Here is a 25,430-nt window from a genome sequence, read left to right as displayed (position 1 = left end):
TCCTTATGCCAATTAGCTTAATTAAGTATTGTCGCTAATCGAAATTAATCGTTTCGTGATGTTGGCAGCTCTACAAACTCTACCCAGTATTTTCCTAGTGTTTGCATCAATTCGACTAAACCTTCAAAAGTAACCGGTTTCGTGATGTATGATGCAGCGCCTAAGTCATAGCCTCTAACCATATCTTCTTCTTGTTTTGATGTGGTTAAAATCACAACCGGAATGCCCTTCAAGTTAGGGTTCGCTTTGATTGCTTGGAGCGCTTCTCGACCGTCCATGCGCGGCATATTTAAATCAAGTAAAATCAAGCCCGGACGTGGCGATTTTTCTTTTTCACTAAATTTGCCTTTACGCTCAAGATATTCAAGCAGCTCTACACCATCTTCAACAAAAAATAGCTCGTTCAATACACGGCTTTCGGCCAATGCATCTTGGGTTAATAAACGATCATCTTCGTCGTCATCAGCCATTAAAATAGTAATTGGTTTAACTTTATTAAGTGGCATTACGCCTCTCCTTGTAGTGTGAAAAGCGATGTTTCCACAGGTAATTTAATTGTAAAGCTTGCACCTTCATTAACGCGACTATTCGCCGTGATTTCTCCACCATGGCGTTCAACGATTCGGCGACAAACTGATAGGCCTATGCCTGTGCCCTTATATTGAGAGCGACCATGCAAACGCTGGAATGGTACAAATATTTTTTCTAGGTACTCTTCAGAAAAGCCAATTCCGTTGTCTGAAATAGTAATTATTTCCCACTCTACCTCTGCGTTATGAACTTGACTAAACTCTTTGGTTCGCTGGTAACTAATGTTGATTACAGGCGGCACATTTTCACGCCTAAACTTCACTGCATTAGACAGAATGTTTAAGAACAATTGCAGCATTTGGCTTGGATCAGCTTGAATGTGCGGTAACGTATCGAGATTAACAGTGGTTTCAGATTCATTAACCGCGATTTCAAGATCATCAAGTACTTCTGCAACAACCTCATTTAAGTCAGTATCAGTAAAGTCTTTGCCCCGAGTCGTCACTCGTGAAAATTCAAGCAAGTCATTGATTAAGTTAGACATTCGCTGAGCTGCGTTTTTCATGCGATTAATATAATCAATGCCTTTTTCACCGAGATCATCTTTGAACATTTTTTCAAGGCGGTCACTAAAAGCTTGAATCTTTCGCAGTGGCTCTTGTAAGTCATGACTTGCAACAAAAGCAAATTCTTCAAGCTCTCGATTTGAGCGGCTTAATTCATCTGAATAGATGGTCAGCTCTTGGGTGCGCTCTGCTACTTTTGCCGCTAGGTTCTCATTTTGATTTTCAAGTTCAGCTCGGTACTTGGCTTGGTTACGCAAATTGATACGTGTTAACAAGAACATACCAATAATTAATAAAGTGCTAGTAACAGCTGTAATTGCAAATGTTAACTTAGCATCGTCTTTTATTTGCGAGAGTTTAGTGAACTGCTCTATCTTGAAATTAAGCTCACGCATTTGAATTTCATCAACTGCTAGGCGAATTTCTTTATATAAGTCGCGACCTTGGTTAGTTAATAACAAACTACGAGCCTTAACGTCTTTATTGGCTAAAGCCAGATCGGTCGTTTTAGTCATTACCGCAATTTTGTCATTTACTAAGTAAAGAAAACGAGCAATGCGATCTGCCTGACCCGGTATTTCTGAATGCAAACTTTTCACAAGCATTATCTGTGCTTGCATCGAGGCAATTGCATCATTGTAAGGCATTAAGTAATCTTCACGATCAGTGAGTAAATAACCACGTTGACCCGATTCAGCTTGCACCAAAGATAAGTGTAATCGCTCGATAGCTGTATTAAGCGAGTTCGTGTTATCTAGGCTGTTTTGTGTTTCAGTGAGCGAGCGAATACTATCAATTGCTAAAAAAGCGTTAGCCACCACGATACAGAGCACCACGGCAATAAAGCCAGCCCAATTGATCGCTATTTTTCCTTTTTGTTTGTGCATTTACTTCCTAATCTATGAGTGCTTAGTCAGCCCCGTGAGTGTCACTTATTTCTTGTAAGTGCTCACTACACTGCTGGCAATTAGCTATTATTTTATTTAATGCCTCAAGTGCTTTTTGCTTTGGCATATCATTTTCTAATACGAGCTTAACTAACTCTGCATTCATTGAAATACGGTTTAGTGGCGCACGGGCGTCGTGCACCATTTTTCGTAAAGACTCGTTATTATTCATAGCCATCCTTTGTTATTTATATTCGCCAATGCCTCCATAAGCATTTAAACGGTTATAAAGAGTTTTAGTACTGATCCCCAGCATTTGTGCTGCAATCGTCTTATTACCTTGTACTTTATCTAAAGTAGCGTGGATCAATTCTTTTTCAACTTCTTCAATAGTTTGCCCTGCAACAACTTGATTTGCTTGGCTCTCTTTATTCACTTTAGAGAACGGAGACTCTAATGATTCAGGCAAGGTAATAGCTGCCCCTTTAGGGTCACTCATAATAAAAGCCCGATGAATAGCGTGGCGAAGCTCACGCACGTTACCAGGCCAATCATGCCCTTCTAGCTCTTTGATTTGCGCTGCTTGCCATTTAAAGTCGGTGCCGTTTTCTTCATTGAGTTGCTCTAAAAAGGCATTGGCGAGCAGTGGAATATCTTCTTTTCGCTCACGTAGCGGTGGAATATCAATGGGGAATACCGCTAAACGAAAATAAATATCTTCACGAATAACATTGTTTTGCGCAAGGTCGGTTAAGGTGCGGTTGGTAGCAGAAATAACACGGCAATTCACTGCTTGCTCTTTGGTGCCACCCACTCGGGTTACTTTTTTGCTTTCAAGAACGCGTAGTAAGTTTGGTTGCATATCAATCGGCATTTCGGTGACTTCATCTAAAAACAAAGTACCACCAGCAGCTTGTTCAAATACACCCTCTTTGCGCGCAATAGCCCCTGTAAACGCGCCCTTTTCATGACCGAACAATTCGCTACCAATCAGCTCTTTTGAAAATGCACCACAGTTGGTTGCCACTAACGGACCATCACACTCAGTCGCATTATGAATTGCCTGCGCCACCACTTCTTTACCTGCACCACTTTCACCCATCAACATCACATTGGCAGAAGTGGCTGCAACACGCTCAATCATAGTATAAAGCTTCTGCATCACCTCAGATTCACCAATCAGAGTGCCAAAATGACGTTTTATTGCTGGTGTTGCTTTTTTCTTAGGGGCTGATTTTTTCGGGTTGAGTACACGCTCGATATCTTCGCGTTGTAAAGGTTTAACAAGATGCCCTACATTAGGTTCACACATCTCTGCTAGCTTACCTTTTACTGAAGGGTGCCCTGAAATTAATGTGACTCGAGGAGATTGACCTATTGCTTTTAAATGCTCAAGTAAATGAAGGCCGCTGCCATCTGGCAACATGAAGTCTAAAAAGACATGATCAAACGTGTTGTTTTCAAACCATTGCTCCGCTTCTGCCAAATTTGCTGCGGTATTTATATTATGCCCAAGAAACTCCACTATGTGACAAACTACATCGCTAAATTCACTGTCATCATCGACCAAAAGTACGTTCAACATATTCATTTCCTAAGCTTTTTTCATCATTCTACGCAATTTTTTTTCGAAAAGAAAACCAAACACGCTAGATACCTAAATAGTTCTTAATTCCAGTTATATTACCTTATTAGTTTCAATTTGGGGTAAGTATAATGAATTAAATGCGAAAAAAAGGTTATTATGGCGCATTCAATATTAAGCTGAGCTGTACTTGCGTTAATTTAAAGTTGTAATCCCATGAAGCTATTAAGAAAAGTAATTCACCCAAGTTTAAGTAATGACTATGGCACGATATTTATTCGTAACACTGCGCGCGCTATCGTATTAAAGGGTGAACAAATACTACTTTTATATACCGCCCGTTATGATGACTACAGCCTACCAGGTGGTGGAGTTGATGAAGGCGAAAGCATTGAGCAAGGGCTTCACCGAGAATTACATGAAGAAACAGGCGCACAACACATCCAAGTAAACCGACCACTGGGGTTATACGAAGAGATCAGGCCTTGGTACAAAGACGACTTCGACTGTGTTCATATCAAGTCTTATTGCTACTTCTGTGAAATAAGCGATGAATTTGCAGAGCCAAAAATGGAACATTACGAAGTGCAAAATGGCATGCACCCTAAATGGGTAAATATTTTTGATGCCATAGCACATAATGAAACCACTATGGCAATGAGTGATAAACAGGGCTTATCAATTCAGCGCGAGACCTTTTTATTAAAGCGAATTGCTGACTCGCTTTAGTTTTATTTAAATGGAAAGCATGCTGTAACACTTTGAATATGCATCTATTGACATGTTTTCATCGCTTTTGGAGCGATATAAAAACGCCAAAGTCCTAGTAAATTACTCAATAAAAACACTGCTTCCATTACCACTGCTACTGGCGAGAAAATCAGAACATTATGTGTTAACCAACATAGTGTACCTAAGAGCATAAAAAGCCTTAGTAACAAATCTTTACTCTGAAACGAAGCATAAGTCTGAATTAAGGTCGCTGTTAGGGCAATAAAACTCACCCAAGTGTGCCAAGTAAATAGCACTGCGCTTATGCTCAAAAGCATAAATGCAATCATCACCCAAGTTTTGCGCGCAAAAATAAAGTAACCATAACGTAGTGCTGCGATCAGCATTAAACATGCTGCACTTAAGTTATCGAGCAGCATAAAGTGCACAGATGTGAGTAAAACAGAGCTAAACAAACAAGCTAAAATTGCTTGTCTTTGTTTAAACTGAAATGAAGCCAAATCGAGTAATGTGGCAATGGCCACTAAGCATTGAGATAAAATAAACATAACGACTCCTGAAAAATCAGCAGTGTAATGTTCACTGTTTTGCTGCGCCTTAACTTAAGTTAAGACGCCGCCTAATTCGTGATAAAGAAATAGCTGAGATCCCTAAATACATAGCAACTTCGTTTAAACTCAGTTGTTCAAGCCAGTGCGGTTTTTGATCCCGTAAATATTGATAACGCTGCTCTGGCGTATTCAGTAATAAAAATGCTTCTTTTGCTTCTTTAAATAGTAGCTGCTGACTAATCAGGTTATGTTTGATTGCTTGCCAGTCGGCTCTCTCGAGTAAAACTAAAGGCACCTTAATAAGCTCAGCATCACGTATTACTTTAAGTTGGTAAAGCGCAGGGGTTTTAGTTAACCAATTACCATAAAGCAGTGCAAATTCATCTTGAAAGTAAAACTCTTTACACTTTTGCACGCCTTGTGATGATGCATGTAATGCGCCAAGCACCCCAGACACAATTAAGTAACCAGCATCTTGTTCGTCGCCTTGTTGTAATAAAACATCACCTTTAGCGCAACGTTTTATAGAGCATTGCCCAGCAAGCTTGTTACGAAATTCACTGGCAAGCTGATGATAACTATCACCTAGCGGAAGTAACTGGGGATCAGTCAAGATTGCCAACCTTGCATTAATATCGTAGTAATTTGCTCTGCGTTAATACCTTCTCGAACAATAAAGCGCTCACCACACCAAAGCGGTGAAAAACCACTATCGCCTTTGGCTTCGGCTTTTGAGCGTAATGCGGTCATCGCAATCGACGCATAAGGAAAAGGCGGTGCCTGCTCTGGCATTGCACCTAACTCTTGCATGACTCGGTTGCGAACTCCTCGTGCTGGGCGACCTGAAAATAAGGTCGTCAATTCTGTAGAATCTGGCTCGGCCGTTTTTAATACTTCACGATGTAAAGCACTTGTTGTAGCTTCTTCACAAAGTAAGTAAGCACTGCCTACCTGCACTGCAATCACGCCCAAGGCTTGGTACTGTGCTACATCTTCAGAAGTACAGATCCCCCCTGCTGCAATAACGGGTATATCAAGCTCTACACACTCTCGTACTAATTGCACAGTAGTGGGTTGCAACGATAAATCCATCGATAAAAAATGCCCACGGTGGCCGCCTGCTTCAATCCCTTGTGCAATAATCGCATCGGCCCCATTTGCTTGTAACCAGCGCGCTTCATCTAACGTTGTGGCTGATGAAAGAACAGTCCCGCCCCACGCTTTGATCTGAGTAACAATATCCTTACTTGGCAGACCAAAATGAAAGCTGACAACAGCGGGCTTATAGGGCGCGATAATATCTATCACTTGTTGATTAATTGGCTGACGAGAAGCATTACGGGTTAATTGTGAGGCATCTACATTTAACTCTTCAAAATAAGGTGCTAGCACCCCATGCCAAGCAGTTTGCTGAGCCAATGTATAGTCAGGTGTCTGATGACAAAAGAAATTAAGGTTATATGGCTTATCAGTATTCAGGCTTATGTAATCAAGTTCTGACTTAAGCTGCTCTATCGAAAGCATAGCACAAGGCAACGATCCAAGCCCCCCGGCTTCACAAACAGCCACAGTCAGCTTAGCATTTTGCACACCCGCCATCGGTGCTTGAATAATTGCAAGTTCAGTATTTAACACAGAATTTGTCATTACGTATTCCTTGTAAGTTTTGCAGCCTGTTGCAGTATTTACATAAAAAGAGAGCGAAGCAAACACAAGATGAAAATAAAGTTATTACAAAACAAAAGCATAGAAAAATAAAAAACAGGTATTAGCTTTGCAGACTCTCTCCTACAATTTTGTAAGGAGATAATGATGACTGATACTGTTACTACAATCAATCCAGCCAATGAGCAAACTTTAAATACTTATAATCTACTGTCACTTCAACAAGCACAAAGTGAGGTTGAACAATGCCATCAAGCTTTTTTAAAGTGGCGCACTACATCACATGAACACCGTGCAAAATTACTTAATCAACTAGCAGAAGTGATTGAGTCTAATCAGCAAGAAATAGCACAACTGATGACAGATGAAATGGGCAAGTTATATCAACAAGGTCTTCAAGAAGTTGAGCTGTGTGCTGCAATTTGTCGCTACACCGCAGAACAAGGGCCTCAAGTGCTTGCTGATGAAAAGCGAGATATGCAGGACGGTCATGCAATTATTAGTTACCAACCAATTGGTGTGATTCTAGGTATCCAACCTTGGAACTTTCCGCTTTATCAGGTTATTCGATATGCTTGCGCTAATATCATGGCGGGTAATACCACGGTGCTAAAACACGCTGGTAATGTATTTGGCATGGCCGAAAAGATTGAGCAAATGTTTTCACAAGCAGGCTTTGATGATTATTGCTTTAAAAACTTACTGATTGACGGCAAAACTGCAAGCGAGCTAATTGCGCACTCAGCTATTCGTGGGGTGACATTTACTGGCAGCGATGAAACTGGCAAAAAAGTTGCTGAGCAAGCTGGCAAACAAGTGAAAAAAACCGTCCTAGAACTTGGCAGTAATGATGCTTATATCGTACTTGATGATGCCGATTTAAATACTGCCATTAGCGCATGTACACAAGGTCGTTTGATCAACAATGGGCAAACCTGTGTAGCAGCAAAACGTTTTATTGTTGTTGATGCGTTATATGATGATTTTAAAGCCTTAATTAAAGAACAATTTGAGCAAGTTGTGCTTGGCGATCCAAATGATGAAAAGACAACGCTCGGTCCAATGGCTCGCAAAGATCTGCGTGATAAACTGCATCAACAAGTTACAGACTCAGTCAATGCTGGAGCTAATATTATCACCGGTGGCAAGATTGCTGAGCACACCGGCTTTTACTACACCGCTACCCTTCTTGAGAATGTTAAACCAGGAATGCCTGCTTACGATGATGAATTATTTGGCCCTGTCGCATCACTTATCAGAGCAAAAGATAATGCTGAGGCAATGCAAATCGCTAATGACTCTCGCTATGGCCTTGGCGGCGGTATTTTCTCAAAAGACGAACAGGCAGCCATTGAGCTTGCAAAGCAGCACTTTGATACTGGTATGGTCAATATTAACGGCTATGGTCTTGCGCAACCAAACTTGCCATTTGGGGGGGTAAAAGACAGTGGTTATGGCCGTGAACACGGCGGATTTGGGTTACGAGAATTCGTTAATATTAAAACCATTATGGTCAACGATTAAAATAAAAAGGGCTCATATGAGCCCTTTTTTACACCACTTCACTTAATTAAGAGATCAATTTTAAGGTAATAGAAGCTCGTTGATAGCAGGCAAAAATTTAGTTATTTAGTTTTTCTAAGTCAGAAATTTTTCATGTAGGTAACGAGAGGGTTAATCACTCAAAGTTATTAAGTATTATTGCGGGTTGGTATTACACCTAATATTTATTACTCTTTAAACATTGGCACTTGCTGCTTGGACGCAGCAGGCATTTTCAACTCATCAATCGCTTCCTCTTTGTCTATTTGTTCTAGCTGTTTTTGATTAGCTGAGTCTGGGTTATAAACAAGCTCTGTAAGTAGGGCAAAATGGTCAGAGCCATATTTTTCCAAACGCTCTATTCGCTTGACACTGAACTCATTACTATGAAAAAGATGATCAAGTGGCCAACGCATAAAAAAGTAACTTGCATGAAAGGTGTTAAAAAACCCGCGCCCTTTACGTGGGTCCAATAGACCGCTGATACGCATAAACAAACGTGTGCTGCGTGACCAAGCAACATCATTTAAATCACCAGCAACGATACAAGGTCGCAGTCTGTTTTTAAGTGCTTTCGCTAAAATAATGAGTTCAGTATCTCGGGGGCGCGAGCTGTCCTCCTCTGTGGGGCTAGGGGGAGCTGGATGAATAAAGTGCCCTTGTACTTCTACGCCATCGGCATCTTCAAACAAAATATGAATTGAGGGGATATCGCTTTCTATAAGCTCACAAACTTGCTGTTGTTTGATTTTAAACTTGCTGTACAAGTGCATGCCATAACGATTATCTTTTGGGCAGTAAACACGATATGGGTACTCTTGCTCTAAACTGCTCAGTTTATTTTGCCAAGTTTGATCAGACTCTAGAGTAATGAGTAAATCAGGTTGGTGCGTTTTAACTAAGCCAATGAGTTTGTCATATTCAGTGTTCGACATCAGGACATTTGCCGACATAATACGAATACTGTGCTTATCGCTTTTATTGCTTGAGGCAACTTCTTTGTTAGCCAGTTTTGTGTAGGGGTAAATCCATCCGACTTGCAAAATCAGCACAATGATACTTGCAACTGCGCAACCAATAAAAAGCCATGAATCAGTGGTGCTAATTAAATAACCTGCCGCAATTAAACTCGCACAAGCAAGGTAAACCACTTGCAAGCGTACAAAATCACAACTGCGAATTAGATAATGTTGGGAGTATGAAAATGGCAAGATTGAGACCACTAGCAGCATGGCCAATAGTGAACTCAATCCATAAGTCATGATCGATGCAAACAAAATTAGCGGCTCAAAATAGAAATAATTTCTCGGGTGTCTTCCACTAAACGCACGACAGTACCGTCGACTTGAATTGAAATTAGACCATCTCTATCTCGTGATTTAATCACTTTACCGCGGCGGTAAATATCACGATCTAGGATATCGCCTTTACGTAATTTTTTTTGCCAACCAGGAGGTAAATCACCACCATTATCAAGTTTTTTTTCAAGGCCCGGCGGGAGACTTTTACCTTTATCCTTATCCTTGTCTTTTGCAAGTGCGCCAGCCGTCACTAGGCTTAAACCTATCACTGCAACAGTTAACAATGCTTTCATGCGAGTGTTCCTTCTATTAGTTTCAGTTAAGCGTAGCAAGTTTTTCTGAACTGGATATGAAACAAGCAAAAAAAAAGCCGCTAAGCGGCTTTCGACAGGATTAACGATGGCGAGTGACAATTGATAAAATCTCTCGCGTATCGTGTACTAGATGAATCAGGCGATCGTCGATTTCGATGGCAATAATGCCATTTCGGTCACGACGTTTAATCACTCGACCATGGCGATATATATCACGGTCAAGAATATCACCATGATGATAACGCTTATACCAACCTGGTGGTAAGCCACCACCATGCCCTACTTTTTTGTATAAACCGGGTGGCAAATCACGATAGCTGTAGCGGTCATATCGATCATAGTAGCGATCATGTTTGTCATGATGACAATGCTTGTGGTGTTTCTTATGTTTATGGTGCTTTTTATGCTTTTTACGTTCGTGTTTTTGTTCGTATCTATCATGGTCACGATCATGTTTCGCGTTTGCTTCCATAGGTATCAAACTTAAACCTAAAACGGCAACTGAGATAGTAATTAATTTATTCATAATAGAGACCCTTAACGTTTGCTCTTGGTAAAAAGCCTAACGTTTTAGCCTGAATCATAGATGAAGGGTTACAATTTAAAAACGTAACTATTTACATATCAACACATTAGAAAGCCAATCTTTACATTTCTTTAAACTTCTTTGGCACTATTTATGAAAAACCGGGTCTGAGTTACAGCTCCGTTTGCATCGTTTGTCGATATATTTACCAACACAAACAAACGCTTCTTCACTACATAATAAGGATAATTTATGATTGTACTAAAATGGTGTTTGATCATTAGCATTACTGCACTAACGGGCTGTAGTGCCATGATGAGTCAATATGGAAATCAAAAAACGCAATCAAGTTCTTTGGTTGAGTACCTTTATCCAGATCAGCAAGACAGAGCTGCCCATCAAGCGACCATCCCAACCTTGAACTTACCTGCCACTGTAGGGATTGCCTTTATCCCTAACAAGTACAATGGTGGCTTGCATCATAGTGACGAAGTGACACTGCTAAACAAAGTTAAAAAGCAGTTTATGCAATATGACTACATAGACCGCATTGAAGTGATCCCAAGCACTTATTTAAAAGGCGGCGAAGGGTTTACCGCATTAGAGCAAGTATCTCGTTTATATGATGTGGATATTATGGCGCTTGTTTCGTACGACCAGGTGTCGCAAAGCTTAGAAAATAACGCTGCATTTTTATATCTAACTATTGTTGGTTTATATGTGATTCCGGGCAATGAAAACTCAGTACAAACCTTTGTAGATACCGCCGTATTTGATGTAAAAAGCCGAAAAATGCTGTTTCGCGCTCCAGGTATTCATAAAGCAGAGCAACGCAGCACAGCTATTGGCATAGATGAAATGGCAAAAGAGCAGTCGCTGGCAAGCTTTAATGGTGCCGTTGATGACATGATCACAAATCTCGATGCTGAATTGGCGCAATTTAAAACCCGCGTAAAAGAAGAAAAAGTAGCCAATGTCACGCACAGAAATGGTACTGGCGGCAGTAGCTTGTTTTGGTTAGTTGCAGTACTGGCAGGTTTTGCAGTGCATCGCCGTAGTTCGTGACAGACAAAGTTATTAATCGCGAAAGCTTTTACCCATCCTAAAAAGCAGTTACCCTTTGGTTTTTGTTGTACCTAACCAAAGGGTTTTCATGAAGTTGTCGATACTCTCAGTGCTTGTGAGCACCTCATTATTTAATCAACAAGCCTTTGCTAATAATGAACTAGAACATATTACAACTACGGCCTCGCGTAGCGAAGTGTTGTCAGATCCATTGCCTGTTGTGGTCAGCAGTATTTCACAAAAGCAACTGGCGCTTATCGCTCCAACTCACATTGAACAAGCCCTTAAACAGGTTGCTGGTGCTAATCTTCAACACGGTAACGGCCAAGAGTATTTACCCGCTTTACGTTCGCCTGTACTTTCTGGTGCAGGAGCCTGCGGCGGCTTACTTACCGCTGAAGATGGTATTCCACTTCGCGCAGCTGGTTTTTGCAACATCAATGAATTATTCGAAGCCCACACTGAAATGGCAGAACGCATCGAAGTACTGAAAGGCCCGGGCTCTGCTCTTTACGGTTCAAACGCAGTACATGGTGTAGTCAACGTGATCACCCCAGATACAACCTATGACCACAACCAACTTGGTTTTGATTACGGATCGTTTGGCTACACCCGCTACAAACTGGGCACTGGCCGTGATTTTGGCCAGCAAGGTTTAGGCATTAATGCCACGATCACCAGAGATACGGGTTACCGTGATGACGAAAGTGTTGACCAAGAAAAGCTATCACTGCGTCACCGTTTTGATGGCGAAAAACTAAGTGTAAGTACAGGCCTAACCTACACTCACTTAGATCAACAAACTGCAGGCTACATAGAAGGCTTTGAAAGTTATAAAGACGAGCAAATAGCACAGTCTAATTTTGATCCAGATGCGTTTCGTAAAGCGCGTTCTTTACGTATTTGGTCAAAACTAAATTGGACACAAGATGAGGCTAACAACTTTACCCTAACGCCTTATATCCGCGACCAAAACATGACCTTCTTTAAGCATTTTTTACCGGGTACTCCCCTTGAAGAAAATGCTCAGCAAGGTGTTGGCCTTCAATCAAGCTGGCAGCATAAGTTAACTGGTGCAAGCCTCTTAACAGTTGGTTTTGATGGTGAGCTGACAGATGCTGATTTTTTACAATATCAAGACAGCCCCACTCGAGGCTCAGCGTTTTTAGTCGCCACCGTACCTCAAGGTAAACATTACGATTATCAAGTAACTAGCACCCTATTAGCACCATTTGTTAACCTTGATTGGCAGCTTGATGACTTACTCATCAGCCTTGGTGGTCGATACGAGCGTATGCGCTATGACTACACTAACCATATGTTGGCTGGTCGTACAAAAGAAGATGGCACAGCATGCGCAATGGGCGGGTGCCGTTATTCTCGACCAGAAAGTAGCGTAAATAGCTTTACTAACTTCTCGCCAAAGCTTGGTTTAAGCTATCAATATGCTGATAACCAGTTTATCTACGCCAATGCTTCAGAAGGGTATCGAGCACCGCAAGCGGCAGAGCTTTATCAATTACAACGCGAACAAAATGTTGCAGATCTTAACTCTGAAATAGCTAAAAACCTCGAGCTTGGTTTAAAAGGTCAACAAGCACAACTGCATTATGTATTTAGCATTTATGCAATGAATAAAAAGAACACCATTTTCCGCGACAGTGATTTTTATTATGTCAACGACGGCCAAACCCAGCATCGTGGTGTTGAGCTTGAATTAGCCTATGCCATTACACCAAGCTTATCGATGCAAATAGCCGCAAGTCATGCCAAACACACATATAGTTATAATCAGTTACTCGGTGGGGTTAATATCAATGGCAATCTCATTGATACTGCACCACGTAACATTGCAAACTTACAGCTACTTTGGCAAGCAAACGATATAACACGTGTTGGACTTGAGCTGCATACCACCAGCAGCTACTTTACTGATCCTGAAAACCAGCATAGTTACGAAGGCCACTCATTAGTTAACTTAAGAGCAGCATGGCAGCTAACACCTAACTTTACCCTTACTGCACGAATAAACAATTTAACCGACGAGCACTATGCTGAGCGCGCAGACTACACCACATTTAGTGGCGACCGCTACTTTCCGGGTAGACCGCGCAACGCCATGATATCAGCAAGCTATCAGTTTTAAGTAACCGTTTTATTTGGTGAGCTATCTCATAGTTCACCCACGCTGTTTAGTGTTTTGGTATGATAAAAGTACCTATAGCTATCTTTCCAAACAGCGTGTCATCTTCTCAAAACGTAATTCGTAACCTTCTATTAGTACTGGGCATTTTTCTAATTGCAGCCAGTTTACGTGCTCCTATCACTGGGATCGCACCTGTACTTGAACAAATCATTGAACAATTTCAGTTAAGTGCATCACAAGCCGGTATGTTGACTACTTTACCTTTAATCGCGTTTGCTATTGCCTCCCCCATGGCGGCGAGCCTTGCTAAAAAGTGCGGTCTTGAAGTATCGCTGTTCATTGCCCTTGTGCTTATAGGCGTAGGAGTCGTATCTCGCGTTATTGACTCAGCCACAGTGTTATTTATTGGTACTGCAGTGATTGGCGTCGGTATCGCGATTGGTAATGTGTTATTGCCAAGCCTGATAAAACGGGACTTTCCCCATAAAGTGGCTGTTATGACGTCTAGTTATGTTTTGGCAATGGGGATATTTGGCGGAAGTTATTCAGCAATAATCATTCCGCTGGCAGAATATAAAGAACTTGGCTGGCAATTAGCCCTCGCCAGTTATGCCCTATTAGTTGTACTGGCTACTGTTGTGTGGTTACCACAACTTAAGCAACATACCATGCCAAAAAAATCATCTGTGCCAAGTAGTACACAAAGCAAAATTTGGCACTCAGCACTTGCTTGGCAAATCACTTCACTGCTCGGCTTTAACTCATTTTTCACTTATATCATGCTAGGTTGGCTGCCCAGTATTTTAATAGAGGGTGGTCATAGTGCGCAGCATGCTGGTGCTTTACAAGGCGCCTTTCAAGTTGCCTCCGCCCTGCCAGGGATTGTGCTTATTCCGCTACTTGCCAAATTAAAAGATCAACGTATTTTAACTTTAAGCCTTGCGTTACTTGGGGCGCTTTGTTCACTTGGGTTATTAGTTGCACCTAGTTTCGCGATGTTTTGGTCAATCACTCTAGGTTTTTGTTCAGGCGCATGTTTTATTCTAGGTTTATCATTCGTAAGCCTGCGAACTCAAGACTCAATGCAAGCCGCAGCTTTGTCGGGCATGGCACAATGTATCGGATATTTATTGGCTGCAACCGGCCCTATTATTGCGGGTGCCTTACATAGTTATTTTAATAATTGGGAAGGAGCACTTTGGCTGTGTATTGCATCAAGTCTACTGTGTGCTTTGTTTGGTTATTTAAGTGGCCGAAATCTAACTATCGGCCAACAACAAAAAGGGGCAGCTAATTAGGTGCGGTTTCAAAGATACTCATATCACTTAGGTTATCGAGCCAAGGCTTATGTGAGCGATACCAAATATGCGCTTTAGGGATAAGCTCATCAGCTTGCTCTACAGCGCCAATACGTAAGCCATAAATACGCTCACCTGCACCTACAGAAGTCGCGTACAAGGCTGTACCACAGTTACCACAAAAGCCTTGCGCACGCTGATTACCACTTTCGGCTATTTTTATATATTCTTTTGGCTCAGCACCTGTAAAGGTAACCCCATCTGGCACAGACACCACAACAGTGCGAAAAGGCGCACCCGAGATAATTTGGCAATCTGTACAGTGACAGTTAATCACTTTATTTTCATCAACTTCTGCATTGTAAGTTACCTCACCACAATGACAACGACCTGTTACCTTCATATTAAATTCCTTGTTGAGATGACTGCTCTTTTACAGGGTAGTGATTTGCATGTTTTAAGCTTTGTAAGTCATTAAAACGTACCCCATGCTGGGCCATAATAGGATGTATTTTTTTGCTGATCAATTGCCTAATGTAAAAGGGCTGATTCGGTACAAAATGGTGGATTGTGTGTGTGCGACCAAAATCAAAACAAAATAATTGAAACGGTAAAAACCAGCGACTGGTGATCACATGCGTTTGCTCTAGCAAATTATTTACACCACCATAATAATGCATTGAAGATGTCACCAAGTTAAGAGACGTTGAGCGAATGATATTAGGCACGATAAGTACCACCATTAAGAATTCAGCCCCAGTAAGTAACTCTACTCCCCAAGCGGGTAATGTAAATGGCTGCACAAATTGCAGAGCATAGTAAGCAATTAACCCATAAAGAGTCGCAAAATACGCTGTTGCAACAGGAAAGCCAGCATTAAAAACTCGTAAAAACTTAAAGCCACTAATTTCTTTATTAAATCGCTTGGTATTAATTAATAAACCTAGCAAGCCATCAGTGATAACCAACACCCTCAAAAATGGGGATTTTATGCCATTGCCCACTAAGCGCTCCTCTAAATCTTGAGAGGTGCCGGATACTTTATGGTGATGTAAGTGAATTTTTCTGCGATACCAAGGGTTAACCGTATTTGGCCGCATTAACCACACGGTTAGCATCATCAGGTTATGTGTAAAAGGACGATTACTAAAATACTGCTTATGGATCAGATCATGTTCAAGTTCATGCGATATCGAGGTAATAAAAGCAGCCAAAATGATACACAGCCATGCAGGAATAATAGCTAAATAATAGAGTGTCGCAACGCCGAATAGTGAACATAACGACACGAGTAGAATAGCCATAGCAATTGTATTTTGCTGATTAAGTATAGGATAAAGCGATCTTAGCGACTGCTCTTCAGCCTTAATAGCTGAAACTATCGTCTTTATATTTTGTTTCGCAGTTGATTTTGACATAGTAAGCTTTTACTAGCAGGTTGATATCAAAATCATACCGTAATTACCTACTGCGCTCGAGGAAATTGCGTTAAAAATGGCAGTATATCGCTTGCTGGCAATGGCTTTGAAAAGTAATAGCCTTGGATATAGTCACAGCCAGCTTCTGTTAGTACAGCCAATTGTTCGCGTTCTTCAACCCCTTCAGCAACAACTTTAATACCCAGAACACGACTCATTTGAATAATTGATTTGACCAGCGCTTCGTCACCTGAATCAACATGTACTTCGTCTATAAAAGACTTATCTAGCTTAAGTACATCGACAGGAAAACGGCGTAAGTAGCTAAGAGACGAATAACCCGTACCAAAATCATCTAATGAAATTAAACACCCTGCTTGCTTCAACTGCCTTAACACATCTAGATGATTGGTGTTTTCTGGAGCTAAAACACTTTCGGTTAATTCAAATGAAATTTGGGATGGTTTAACCCCTTGGCTTTTAATAACCTCAAGCCATGTATTACGCTCAGGGTTATACTCAGTAAACTCAAATAAAGAACGGTTTACGTTAAAAACAACGTTTTCATAACCTTTTGCTTCTAACTCTTTTACTTGCTGACAAGTTTTAGTCAACACGAGTTCACCGAGTGGAATAATCACCCGAGACTCTTCAGCCAAAGGAATAAACTCAGCAGGTGATAGCCATTGGCCTTGATTATTCCAGCGTACTAAACTTTCGAATTTAGCAACTGTGTTATTTTCAATATCGATAATAGGTTGAAAATACACTTCAATATCATTGTTTTTCACAGCTTGGGTAAGCTGTTCTACTAACAAATTGTGTTTTTTGACCTTGTTATCCATCTCTTTACAGAAAAACAGGTACTCATCACCTGTTTGCTTGGCATTTAAGGTGGCAAGTTCAGCTTGGCGTATTAAACGACGGGCAACCTTTTCAATTTTATAATTTGAAGTAGCCGTTTCAGTTTGCTCAAATTGACTCATTCCCAGCGTAACTGAAACCTGCTGACTAATTCCACCAATCGAAAAAGGTTCAACAAGTAACGCGGTAATTTGTTTGCAAACATGCTCAAGTTCACTAACGTGCTGATAAGTTTGTAAGATGGCAAAGCTATCACCATCAATACGCGAAAAAGCACACTCTTTAAAACTGCCATTAAGCCGTTTTGACAGCTCGCATAGTACCTTATCACCAAACGTTAAGCCGTAGACTGTGTTGATGTCTTGAAACTTATCAACATCGAAGTAGATCACTGCTAAGTTAGTATTCGCATCATCTTGGTAAGACAAAGACGATATTAGCTTGCATAAATACTCTTTAAAGTAAAAACGATTGGTTAAACCGGTGAGTTGGTCATGGTTTGCGTGAAAATAGATTTTCTGTTCAGCTTCTTTTTTCTCGGTGATATCCAAAATAAACGCAACATAGCAATCTTCACCATTATTTTGCATTTTGGTAATAGATAAAAATTGCGTATACAGCTTACCTTGTTTGGTTTTATTCGTTATTTCACCAGACCACTTACCCTCTGTATTAATTTGATGCCACATCGCTTTGTAAAAATGTGGATCATACTTGTTTGAGCTTAAAATTTTTGGGTTTTGCCCTAATACTTCACTCAGCGAGTAACCGGTCATTTCAGTAAATGCCGTATTTGCATAAGTAATATGTACATTATGGTCGCAAATAAAAATCGCTTCGTGGCTTTGCTCGATAAGTTGATTTGCAAAATCAAGTTTAGCAATAAAGCGGTCTTTTTCGATTTCTCGCTGAATAAGACCTGTAAATAACGAGAAGAAAGACTCTATTTGCATCGCATCGTTTATTTCATGCTGAAATAGTGCGACAAGAATAGTATCTGTTTTGCCAGATATACTTTGTAAAGGCACACCCACATAGGCTTCTATGCCCATATCAACAAGTAACTGATCGTTAGGGAATAGCTGCTGAACTCCAGAGCTGTAACTTGAGATACTGCCACACCTTACATCGTTGCATGGCGTACAGCGGATATCGTAGCTGATGTTTTCTACAATTTCGTCATGCTCAGCCAAAGCGATGGTTGTCGCATGCAAAGTCGACTCATCAACTTGAGCTAAAAAAACATGAGAAGCACCAAGCACTTCCGATAAAGACAGGCATATTGCATTATAAAAGTTTTCACTTTTTAAATTTGAAATACTTTCAACTATACGCTTTAAGTCGTATGTACCCACGCTAAGTTACCTTACCCGATATTATGCACTAAGTGATTGACCTCACTTATAGTTTAGAAAACAAATTGTATTATAAGACGCATGCAAACACCATCGTACTCTAGTCTTAAACGGTTACTTTCCAAGCAAATAAGCACACATTTTTCATGGTTATTTGTAGATCAAACATAGTTTGAACTTGGTCGGTTATAAATAGAACAAAAGTTGCTTTAATAGTGGTGGAGTTGGTACTTAAATTTGAGTTATAAGCTCTGGGTCCTAGGTTCTGGGTACTAGGCGATAGGCGATCACTCGGCTGATAGCTGATAGCTGATAGCTTTCAGGCATAAAAAAACCCTAACCGATTGGCTAGGGTTAAAAAGTGGTACCAGTAGGCGGACTTGAACCGCCACGCCCGAAGGCAACGGATTTTGAATCCGTCATGTCTACCAATTCCATCATACTGGCTTAATTTTTCTTTAACCTTCTAAACACGAGAAGATAAAGAAAAACCACTTTAGAGCAAAAGCTTTTTAAACTGCTTTTGTCTCTATGCCAAGCATTATACAAAGAATAGGTAAGGCAGCAAGCGTTTTATGCGGTGCCACTACTCAACCGCACAATAATTAAACAAGTTGTTAACTTTAGAGTTTTGGCATCATTCGTGAAACAATAGCCTGACAATCGATGTCATGACTAAGACAGCCGTACTGGCTAAAACTCACTTCATTTAGACGACTCTTCACAAACGCGTCTGCAATAAGTGGCTCGCCAAATTGTAATAGCGTTGATGCTTGCCAAAGTAGCGCAAGCCTTTCAATTATGCGTCGAGCATGCATTTCGAGATTCGCGGCATCAGTGAGCATTCGTTGTAGTTCATCTAACTTTGTCGCGTAGTCGAGGCTCAAACTGCGTGCCTTTTCAAGCTCATTCATAAGCACCTTCAGAGATTCAGGCTCACGATTAAATACACGCAAAAGATCAAGGCACTGTACATTACCAGAACCTTCCCAAATTGAGTTAACAGGTGCTTCTTTATAAAGTCGACTGATAATGTTGTCTTGCACATAACCCACGCCACCAATACATTCCATAGCCTCATAGGTCTGCTGCACCGCACGCTTACAGATCCAGTATTTACCTATTGCAGTGGCACTGCGTACTAATGCAACTTCATTGCTATTACCTTGATTATCAAGAGCATGTGCAATGCGCATGGAAATAGCAAGTGCAGCTTCAGCCTCGATAGCTAAATCTGCCAGTACATTAAGCATTAGTGGCTGCTGGTGCAGGTTTTTACCAAATACATTTCGCCCTGAAGTGTGCCATATCGCTTCTTTCACAGCTTGCAACATCAACGAACTTGAACCAAGCATACAATCATAACGAGTCAAAGCGACCATTTGAATAATAGTTGCAATGCCTCGCCCTGGCTCTCCTAGCAACCAGCCATGCGCGCCTCTGAACTCTATTTCAGAGCTCGCATTCGATTGATTACCTAACTTATTTTTTAAACGCTGAATATACATGGCATTTTTCTCACCAGTTTCGAGCCAGCGCGGCACTAAGAAGCAGGATAATTGGTTTTCATCAGTGTTAGCGAGTACTAAAAATGCGTCACTCATGGGCGCTGAGCAAAACCATTTGTGCCCAGTTAAAGCGTATAATTGCCCTGCGCCACTTTCATTAATAGCTGCGGCTTTAGTGGTATTGGCTCGAACATCAGAGCCGCCTTGTTTTTCGGTCATCGCCATACCTATAGTGACACCCTTTTTTTCAGACCAAGGCTTATTATCTGGGTCGTAATGATTTGCCATTATTTTAGGTAGCCACATAGCTGCGATATTTTCTTGGCTGGCAATAGCTGGCACACTGGCAAAAGTCATGGTTAATGGACAGCCGGAGCCCGGTTCTGCATGATTGTGCAGCACTGCCATCACAGCTCTTACAACATGACTCCCGGCTTTTTGTTGCTGCCAAGGCAATGCGCAGTGCCCTTGCTCTATGGCATGCTGCATCAGCTCATGATAGCTTGGATGATAGTCAACTTGGTCTATGCGTTCGCCAAACCGACTGTGAGTCGTTAATTCTGGTAAGTGTTTGTTTGCTAAAAAACCAGCTTGCAGTAATACGCCACCCACTTGCTCCCCAAACGCAGCTAAATGCACAGTTCCCCACTGCCCTGCAAAACGGTTTTGCCAATACTGTAATATGGTATCAGCCTCGTAGGCATTGTAGTTTTCAAGTGGTTTGGGTTGATTAAATACCTGATGGGTTTCGCTTTGAGAAACGGCCATAATTGTGTGCTCATTTTTTATTATTTTCTCAACTATAGCAGGTCAGACCTGTTTGTCGACTTGCTAAACGGCCGTTAAGTATTTCTTGTTTGCGAAGGACTTTGCTAAACTACTGCGCAATTTAATTGGATGAGATTGTTTATGTCAGCTGAGTTTCCACGTGCCGGTTTCTGGCGCCGCTTTGCCTCTTTAATCTACGATACCTTGGTTATCATTGCCTTTGCGATGCTGACTACCGTACTGTATTTATTAGCTGTTCAAGGGCTAATTTCTTTAGACTTACTAAGCATTGGTGACGCTGAGGATGTATCTGCTTTCATTCAAAACTCGCCATTACTGTATGGCATTCGAAGTGCATTATTGGTAATAGTGAGTATTAGTTTCTTTAGCTACTTTTGGACTAAGAGTGGCCAAACAATTGGTATGCGGGCATGGCGTTTAAAGGTGCAAACCCTCGATGGTCAATTAATTAGCTGGCAACAAGGTGCACTTAGAGCCATTACTGCGCTATTAGGTTTAGGTAATTTAGTGGTGTTGGTGGATTTTAAAAATAAGCGCGCATTGCAAGATTACATCGCAAAAACTGAAGTGCTCACCCTCACCAAAGAAGAAAATAAACGTATTTATCGCTCACTTGATTAAGTGATTAAGCAACACATCAAGTACAAAAAAAGCGTGGCAACAAACCACGCTTTTTTGTGCATTTTAAACGAGCATTACACTCGTTTATTCAATAGATAAGTAGCAAACCCTATAAACAGTAAGCTTGGTAACACAGCACCAACCACAGCTGGAATTTGATAAACCATCACCACAGGACCAAAAATCTCATTAGTTAGGTGGAAAGTAATACCTGTTATTACACCCATAATAATACGTGCGCCCATTGTTACTGTGCGAAGCGGACCAAATATAAACGATAAGGCAACTAACAACATAACGGCTATAGATACCGGTTGCATAACCTTACGCCATAAAGCTAACTCATAAGTGCTGGTGTCTTGCTCATTTTGCTGCAAATAACCTAAATATGACCAAAGCCCAGTAAACGAAAGCGCCTCGGGCTTCACTGATACAACTCCTAACTTTTCAGCGGTCAGCTGCGAGTCGTAAAACTCTTCCTTGTGCTGTTCAGTACTGATCTGCTCAGGTGTGATCACCACCTTATTCACATCACGAAGTAACCAGCCATCTTTACGATTTAATGCCTCTTCAGCCTTTGTGATCTGAGTAAGTTGCAACGACTTATCAAAGTGATACATATGCACGCCACGTAACGTACCTTGCTGGTCGACATCTTCGATATTAATAAAATTGCTGCCATCTTTTGCCCACACACCTTGCTTGGCATTAAAAACATCACCACCATAAATTGCTTGATTGCGTATTTCTTTTGCCTTGAGCTGTGCTTCAGGGGCGCCCCATTCACCAAGCGCCATCATACAAATCGCCATAAACATAGCGGTTTTCATAACTGAAGTAATAATTTGCAGACGTGACATACCCGCGGCTTGCATTACCACCAACTCACTGTTGGATGCTAAAGCGCCAAGACCGGTCAATCCGCCAATCAGTGCAGCCATAGGAAAGAAAATAACCAAATCACCCGGCATGCTGTATATGGTGTAGATCAGCGCGGTTGCAATATCATAGCTACCACGACCAACCGATTTTAACTGCTCAATAAACTTAATCAGGGTACTAATACCCACCAGTACCATTAAAGCAAAACCGGTTGTTTGAATAATGCTGCGGCCTAAATACCAGTCGAGAGTTTTCATCATATGCTTAGCTCCCGCTTAGTCACAATTGACCTTAACCATGCGCCGAGCGGACGACCTTTAATAATCAAGAAACCACCAATAAACAAAGCTGATAAATGAATCCACCACAAGCCAATTGAAGGTGGGATTTTGCCATCTTCAACTGCAAATTTAGCGGCATTCAGTAAAATGAAATACCCTAAATACAAGCTGATTGCGGGCACCAATTTAGCGAATTTACCTTGGCGCGGATTCACCACACTTAGCGGTACTGCTAATAAGGTTAATAATGGAATTGAAAGCGGGATAGCTAAACGCCACTGCCACTGTGCAATGGCTTCAGAGGTTTTCATTTTGAATAAATCAAGCGTTGAAATAGCTTCTAACTTACGGCGCTGATGTTCAATTTCTTGATCTTGAATTTGCACACTGTAACCATCGAACTCTGTTAAGTTTAACGCAGCAGACTCGCCATCTGTTTCGTAGCGCTTACCATCGTTAAGAACAAGTTGCTGTTCACCGTTTTCTTGCTCAATCACCACACCACGTTCTGCATACACCAAACGTGCTAAGTCACCTTTTTCACGATCGGGTAGCTGAGCAACAAATACTTTGTGTAGCTCTTTTCCGCTATTTTCGATGTTGTGAATAAAAACAACCGCTTTTTCGTTTCCAGTTTGCTGAAAACGCCCTGCACGAAGTGCCGATAAGCCTGCATCCGCTTTTGCTTGCTCTTTTAATTGATATTCTTGTTCACTGGCCCATGGCGCAACATAAAGTGTCAGCGCCCCAGCTAAAACAGCCATCGCAGTGCTTGAAATAAGGGTTACCCGAACCACGTACCACTCACTAACACCGCAGGCTTTGAAAACAGTCATTTCGCTGTCGGCATAAATGCGACTGTACGCCAAAATAATACCCAAGAAGATACTCAAAGGCAGTATAAGAGAAGCTAGTTGAGGAAGTTTTAGTGCAATCATCGAAAGCACAAGTTTAGCTGGAAGACCCCCTTCAGAGGCGTCTCCTAAGATAACGACAAACTTTTGAGACACAAAAATAGTCATCAAAGTTAAAAATACGGCGACCTGCGACTTGAAGACTTCAGTGGTCAAATAACGAAAAATTAGCAATGCTCGCCCCTGTTAAACATCGAGTTTCACTGGAATAGTAAGGAATTTTGAGTAAACTAGTTATTTTACTCACTTTATTATATGCCATCAAAGTTAAATATCATACCTAGCAAGAACATATAATCTTGCATAAATGGTGCAGATGGCGTCTATTATGTGATATTGATATTCACATTAAGATAAAGTTCAAAAACACATAAATAGAGTCATAGTTTATGTACTAAGATTAGTGCTATTAAACTAAAAAATGTAAGAAAGGACTCGAAAAAGAATTTCTTACCCTTATAAACTAAGGTTATACGACTCAATATCAGGAGTAACAATGGAATTTAGCGTAAAAAGTGGTAGTCCAGAAAAGCAACGTAGCGCATGTATTGTAGTAGGCGTTTATGAGCCACGTCGTTTATCCCCCATTGGTGAACAATTAGATAAAATCAGTGACGGTTATATCTCAAATTTGCTACGCCGCGGTGACCTTGAAGGTAAACCAGGCCAAGTATTGCTATTACATCATGTACCAAATGTACTGAGTGAGCGTGTGTTGTTAGTCGGTTGTGGTAAAGAGCGTGAGCTTGATGACAAACAATATAAGCAAATCATCTCAAAAACGATTAACACGCTAAACGAAACCGGTTCAATGGAAGCAGTATGCTTTTTAACAGAGCAACACGTTAAAAGCCGCGACACCTACTGGAAAGTGCGCCAAGCAGTTGAAACAACTCAAGACTGCTTATACACCTTCAACCAACTGAAAAGCAAAAAGAGCGATCCGCGTCGCCCACTTCGTAAAATTGTTTTCAACGTGCCAACACGCCGCGAGTTAACAATTGGCGAAAGCGCCATTGAGCATGGCTTAGCAATCGCTGCAGGTAGCAAATTATGTAAAGACGTTGCCAACATGCCACCAAATATCTGTAACCCTGCGTATTTAGGGGAACAAGCACAAGAGCTTGCTAATAACTTCGATAATGTAAGCGTTGATATTATTGGTGAAGAAAAAATGGCTGAGCTTGGCATGAATTCATACTTAGCGGTTGGTCGTGGTAGTGCTAATGAATCAGTTATGTCAGTAATCAACTATCAAGGTGGCGACAAAGACCAATCACCTATCGTATTAGTAGGTAAAGGCTTAACCTTTGACTCAGGCGGTATTTCAATCAAGCCTGGCGAAGCCATGGACGAAATGAAATACGATATGGGTGGTGCAGCGGGTGTTATTGGTACTATGCGCGCATTGGTACAAATGCAGTTACCTATCAACGTTGTCGGTGTTTTAGCCGGTTGTGAAAACATGCCAGGGTCAAATGCTTATCGCCCTGGTGATATTTTAACAACGATGTCAGGTCAAACCGTTGAAGTGTTAAACACTGATGCTGAAGGTCGTTTAGTGCTGTGTGATGCCCTAACTTATGTTGAGCGTTTCGAACCAGATACTGTTGTCGACGTAGCAACACTTACGGGTGCGTGTATTATTGCTCTGGGTTCACATGCAACGGGCTTACTATCTAACCATAACCCACTTGCCCATGACCTACTTAAAGCGTCTGAGCAAAGTGGCGACCGCGCATGGCAGCTTCCGCTATGGGATGACTATCAAGAGCAACTTGAAAGCCCATTCGCTGATTTTACCAACTTAGGTGGTCGTGCTGCAGGTACGATAACAGCAGCATGCTTCTTATCTAAATTCACCAAAAAATACAACTGGGCGCATTTAGATATCGCAGGTACAGCATGGCGCAGCGGCGGTAAAAACAAAGGTGCAACTGGTCGTCCGGTTCCTATGTTAACCCAGTATTTGTTAAACCGTGCGGGCATAAGTGAAGCAAGTCACGATTAAGCCTTGTCGAAAGCTTAAAACTAACCCTAAATAAGGCGCCAAATGGCGCCTTATTAATTGAAGCAATTCGCGTTCTAT

General features: G+C 41.3%; 23 protein-coding genes and 1 tRNA gene. 7 read left to right on the top strand and 17 right to left on the bottom strand.

What is annotated here, in order from left to right:
• Positions 1–44 precede the first annotated feature (44 nt).
• The 4 genes from QUE86_RS11190 to QUE86_RS11175 are packed head-to-tail and all read right to left on the bottom strand — an operon-like array spanning position 45 to position 3,569.
• Positions 45–506, bottom strand: coding sequence for a response regulator (locus QUE86_RS11190; protein ID WP_130049593.1), 462 nt, complete (start codon positions 504–506; stop codon positions 45–47).
• The gene (locus QUE86_RS11185) at positions 506–1,984 is read right to left on the bottom strand and encodes a sensor histidine kinase (protein WP_178926630.1); all 1,479 of its coding nucleotides are present in this window, start codon (positions 1,982–1,984) and stop codon (positions 506–508) included. Before QUE86_RS11185 ends, QUE86_RS11190 begins: the two co-directional genes overlap by 1 nt.
• 22 nt (positions 1,985–2,006) lie before the next feature.
• Positions 2,007–2,222 carry a histidine kinase gene (locus QUE86_RS11180; RefSeq protein ID WP_130049595.1) on the bottom strand — a complete coding sequence of 72 codons (216 nt, stop codon included), beginning with the start codon at positions 2,220–2,222 and terminating at the stop codon, positions 2,007–2,009.
• A gap of 6 nt (positions 2,223–2,228) precedes the next feature.
• Positions 2,229–3,569 carry a sigma-54-dependent transcriptional regulator gene (locus tag QUE86_RS11175; protein WP_178926629.1) on the bottom strand — a complete coding sequence of 447 codons (1,341 nt, stop codon included), beginning with the start codon at positions 3,567–3,569 and terminating at the stop codon, positions 2,229–2,231.
• Positions 3,570–3,785: 216 nt separating this feature from the next.
• On the opposite strand from QUE86_RS11175, the gene QUE86_RS11170 reads away from it, so the two are divergent.
• A complete protein-coding gene (locus tag QUE86_RS11170; RefSeq protein WP_130049597.1) occupies positions 3,786–4,298 on the top strand; it encodes an NUDIX hydrolase in 513 nt (170 codons plus the stop codon).
• A 44-nt stretch (positions 4,299–4,342) separates the two neighbouring features.
• Here QUE86_RS11170 and QUE86_RS11165 read toward each other — a convergent pair whose 3' ends face one another.
• Genes QUE86_RS11165 through QUE86_RS11155 form a run of 3 tightly spaced genes read right to left on the bottom strand, consistent with a single transcriptional unit; the run spans position 4,343 to position 6,499 of the window.
• On the bottom strand, positions 4,343–4,849 hold the full coding sequence (locus QUE86_RS11165) for a YgjV family protein (RefSeq protein WP_167658166.1): 507 nt from the start codon (positions 4,847–4,849) through the stop codon (positions 4,343–4,345).
• 49 nt (positions 4,850–4,898) lie between these two features.
• Positions 4,899–5,465: a Crp/Fnr family transcriptional regulator gene (locus tag QUE86_RS11160; RefSeq protein ID WP_130049599.1), complete on the bottom strand. Its 567-nt coding sequence runs from the start codon at positions 5,463–5,465 to the stop codon at positions 4,899–4,901.
• Complete coding sequence (locus QUE86_RS11155; protein ID WP_286257220.1) at positions 5,462–6,499, bottom strand: NAD(P)H-dependent flavin oxidoreductase; 1,038 nt, start codon at positions 6,497–6,499, stop codon at positions 5,462–5,464. Before QUE86_RS11155 ends, QUE86_RS11160 begins: the two co-directional genes overlap by 4 nt.
• A 165-nt stretch (positions 6,500–6,664) precedes the next feature.
• On the opposite strand from QUE86_RS11155, the gene QUE86_RS11150 reads away from it, so the two are divergent.
• Positions 6,665–8,041: an NAD-dependent succinate-semialdehyde dehydrogenase gene (locus tag QUE86_RS11150; RefSeq protein WP_130052196.1), complete on the top strand. Its 1,377-nt coding sequence runs from the start codon at positions 6,665–6,667 to the stop codon at positions 8,039–8,041.
• A gap of 206 nt (positions 8,042–8,247) precedes the next feature.
• On the opposite strand, the gene QUE86_RS11145 is transcribed toward QUE86_RS11150, so the two are convergent.
• The 3 genes from QUE86_RS11145 to QUE86_RS11135 form a co-directional block, all read right to left on the bottom strand.
• Entirely contained in the window at positions 8,248–9,321 is a 1,074-nt protein-coding gene (locus tag QUE86_RS11145; protein WP_178926625.1) for an endonuclease/exonuclease/phosphatase family protein, read from the bottom strand.
• A 17-nt stretch (positions 9,322–9,338) separates the two neighbouring features.
• Complete coding sequence (locus QUE86_RS11140) at positions 9,339–9,653, bottom strand: hypothetical protein (protein ID WP_167658170.1); 315 nt, start codon at positions 9,651–9,653, stop codon at positions 9,339–9,341.
• 100 nt (positions 9,654–9,753) lie between these two features.
• On the bottom strand, positions 9,754–10,200 hold the full coding sequence (locus QUE86_RS11135; RefSeq protein WP_130049603.1) for a hypothetical protein: 447 nt from the start codon (positions 10,198–10,200) through the stop codon (positions 9,754–9,756).
• A gap of 252 nt (positions 10,201–10,452) precedes the next feature.
• On the opposite strand from QUE86_RS11135, the gene rhlP reads away from it, so the two are divergent.
• From rhlP to QUE86_RS11120, 3 genes are all read left to right on the top strand, one after another.
• Positions 10,453–11,265, top strand: coding sequence for a rhombotarget lipoprotein (rhlP, locus tag QUE86_RS11130; RefSeq protein ID WP_286257216.1), 813 nt, complete (start codon positions 10,453–10,455; stop codon positions 11,263–11,265).
• 88 nt (positions 11,266–11,353) lie between these two features.
• The gene (locus QUE86_RS11125; RefSeq protein WP_256854988.1) at positions 11,354–13,411 is read left to right on the top strand and encodes a TonB-dependent receptor; all 2,058 of its coding nucleotides are present in this window, start codon (positions 11,354–11,356) and stop codon (positions 13,409–13,411) included.
• Between the two features lie 59 nt (positions 13,412–13,470).
• Positions 13,471–14,709 carry an MFS transporter gene (locus QUE86_RS11120; RefSeq protein ID WP_239976866.1) on the top strand — a complete coding sequence of 413 codons (1,239 nt, stop codon included), beginning with the start codon at positions 13,471–13,473 and terminating at the stop codon, positions 14,707–14,709.
• Here QUE86_RS11120 and QUE86_RS11115 read toward each other — a convergent pair.
• From QUE86_RS11115 to QUE86_RS11095, 5 genes are all read right to left on the bottom strand, one after another.
• Positions 14,702–15,112 carry a GFA family protein gene (locus QUE86_RS11115; RefSeq protein WP_130049607.1) on the bottom strand — a complete coding sequence of 137 codons (411 nt, stop codon included), beginning with the start codon at positions 15,110–15,112 and terminating at the stop codon, positions 14,702–14,704. The two genes, QUE86_RS11120 and QUE86_RS11115, sit on opposite strands and share 8 nt — an antisense overlap.
• 1 nt (position 15,113) lies before the next feature.
• Positions 15,114–16,127: a fatty acid desaturase gene (locus QUE86_RS11110; protein ID WP_130049608.1), complete on the bottom strand. Its 1,014-nt coding sequence runs from the start codon at positions 16,125–16,127 to the stop codon at positions 15,114–15,116.
• Between the two features lie 47 nt (positions 16,128–16,174).
• On the bottom strand, positions 16,175–18,346 hold the full coding sequence (locus tag QUE86_RS11105) for a putative bifunctional diguanylate cyclase/phosphodiesterase (protein WP_130049609.1): 2,172 nt from the start codon (positions 18,344–18,346) through the stop codon (positions 16,175–16,177).
• A 362-nt stretch (positions 18,347–18,708) separates the two neighbouring features.
• Positions 18,709–18,793 (bottom strand) — tRNA-Leu (locus QUE86_RS11100).
• 176 nt (positions 18,794–18,969) lie between these two features.
• Positions 18,970–20,622, bottom strand: a complete 1,653-nt coding sequence (locus tag QUE86_RS11095; RefSeq protein WP_286257203.1) for an acyl-CoA dehydrogenase family protein — start codon at positions 20,620–20,622, stop codon at positions 18,970–18,972.
• A gap of 141 nt (positions 20,623–20,763) precedes the next feature.
• Between QUE86_RS11095 and QUE86_RS11090 the strand changes: the two genes are divergently transcribed.
• A complete protein-coding gene (locus QUE86_RS11090) occupies positions 20,764–21,264 on the top strand; it encodes an RDD family protein (RefSeq protein ID WP_286257201.1) in 501 nt (166 codons plus the stop codon).
• 74 nt (positions 21,265–21,338) lie between these two features.
• Here the strand turns inward: QUE86_RS11090 and lptG are convergent, their stop codons facing one another.
• Positions 21,339–22,406 (bottom strand): LPS export ABC transporter permease LptG, encoded by a 1,068-nt coding sequence (lptG, locus tag QUE86_RS11085; protein ID WP_130049613.1) that lies wholly within the window; start codon positions 22,404–22,406, stop codon positions 21,339–21,341.
• Complete coding sequence (gene lptF / locus QUE86_RS11080; protein WP_130049614.1) at positions 22,403–23,515, bottom strand: LPS export ABC transporter permease LptF; 1,113 nt, start codon at positions 23,513–23,515, stop codon at positions 22,403–22,405. The genes lptG and lptF overlap by 4 nt, the downstream gene beginning before the upstream one ends.
• Before the next feature lie 322 nt (positions 23,516–23,837).
• Here lptF and pepA point away from each other — a divergent pair, with 322 nt between their 5' ends.
• A complete protein-coding gene (pepA, locus tag QUE86_RS11075) occupies positions 23,838–25,352 on the top strand; it encodes a leucyl aminopeptidase (protein ID WP_130049615.1) in 1,515 nt (504 codons plus the stop codon).
• The last annotated feature ends 78 nt before the right edge of the window (positions 25,353–25,430 follow it).

The organism is Pseudoalteromonas apostichopi (genome assembly GCF_030297135.1).
Classification (GTDB): Bacteria; Pseudomonadota; Gammaproteobacteria; order Enterobacterales; family Alteromonadaceae; genus Pseudoalteromonas; species Pseudoalteromonas apostichopi.
This window is presented reverse-complemented; position numbering and strand designations above follow the sequence as displayed.